The 1,661-nt window shown below is 49.8% G+C and carries 2 rRNA genes; both read left to right on the plus strand.

The window, feature by feature from the left end:
- Positions 1–219, plus strand: a 16S ribosomal RNA gene (locus U1H99_RS30050); the annotation flags it as partial.
- A 284-nt stretch (positions 220–503) separates the two neighbouring features.
- A 23S ribosomal RNA gene (locus U1H99_RS30055) occupies positions 504–1,661 on the plus strand; the annotation flags it as partial.

Consider the following 1,661-nt stretch of genomic DNA (forward strand, 5'->3'; position numbering starts at 1 on the left):
ACTGCGTGAAGTTGGAATCGCTAGTAATCGCGGATCAGCATGCCGCGGTGAATACGTTCCCGGGTCTTGTACACACCGCCCGTCACACCATGGGAGCGGGTTTTACCAGAAGTAGGTAGCTTAACCGCAAGGAGGGCGCTTACCACGGTAGGATTCGTGACTGGGGTGAAGTCGTAACAAGGTAGCCGTATCGGAAGGTGCGGCTGGATCACCTCCTTTCTAGAGTAGCACCAGGAACTAACGTTCCGTCATCAAGCGTTCACACTTATCGGCTGTCGATTGAAACTGGACTTATGTAAGACGATGCCACGCGGCTAGTGTCTTAGATAAGTGTAGTTCTCGTTCTTTAACAATCTGGAAGAAGTAAAGTTTTCTTTAAGCGTTCATCGCATCGAAAGATGTAGTGAACACTTAGGGTAGTAATCTGTATGTATCAACAAACAAAGTAAGCTGTCATTTGCCTGTAGCGTTCTCTTTAACTCATGAAGAGGCCAACGTTATAGGGACAAGTGAATAAGTGCACATGGTGGATGCCTTGGCGATTACAGGCGATGAAGGACGTAGTAGCTTGCGATAAGCTGCGGGGAGCTAGCAAACGAGCTTTGATCCGCAGATTTCCGAATGGGGAAACCCGGCCTTTTAGGTCATCTCACACTGAATACATAGGTGTGTGAAGCGAACGCGGCGAACTGAAACATCTAAGTAGCTGCAGGAAAAGAAATCAACCGAGATTCCCAAAGTAGTGGCGAGCGAAATGGGATGAGCCTTGTATGTGATAGTCAGTTTGATAGTGGAAGCCTTTGGAAACAGGCGCCATAGCGGGTGATAGCCCCGTACACGAAATCTCACTGGTGGTACTAAGCATACGACAAGTAGGGCGGGACACGAGAAATCCTGTCTGAAGATGGGGGGACCATCCTCCAAGGCTAAATACTCGTAATCGACCGATAGTGAACCAGTACCGTGAGGGAAAGGCGAAAAGAACCCCGGGAGGGGAGTGAAATAGATCCTGAAACCGTGTGCATACAAACAGTCGGAGCCTCTTTATGGGGTGACGGCGTACCTTTTGTATAATGGGTCAGCGACTTACATTCAGTGGCGAGGTTAACCAGATAGGGGAGCCGTAGAGAAATCGAGTCCGAATAGGGCGACAGTCGCTGGGTGTAGACCCGAAACCAGGTGATCTACCCATGGCCAGGATGAAGGTGCGGTAACACGCCCTGGAGGTCCGAACCCACTAATGTTGAAAAATTAGGGGATGAGCTGTGGGTAGGGGTGAAAGGCTAAACAAACCTGGAAATAGCTGGTTCTCTCCGAAAACTATTTAGGTAGTGCCTCAAGTATCACCATCGGGGGTAGAGCACTGTTATGGCTAGGGGGTCATTGCGACTTACCAAACCATTGCAAACTCCGAATACCGATGAGTGCGAGCTTGGGAGACAGACATCGGGTGCTAACGTCCGGTGTCAAGAGGGAAACAACCCAGACCGCCAGCTAAGGTCCCAAAGATTGGCTAAGTGGAAAACGAAGTGGGAAGGCTAAAACAGTCAGGATGTTGGCTTAGAAGCAGCCATCATTTAAAGAAAGCGTAATAGCTCACTGATCGAGTCGTCCTGCGCGGAAGATGTAACGGGGCTAAGCCAGTCACCGAAGCTGCGGAT

Source organism: Massilia phyllosphaerae (assembly GCF_034659755.1).
In the GTDB taxonomy this organism is placed as follows: Bacteria; Pseudomonadota; Gammaproteobacteria; order Burkholderiales; family Burkholderiaceae_D; genus Telluria; species Telluria phyllosphaerae.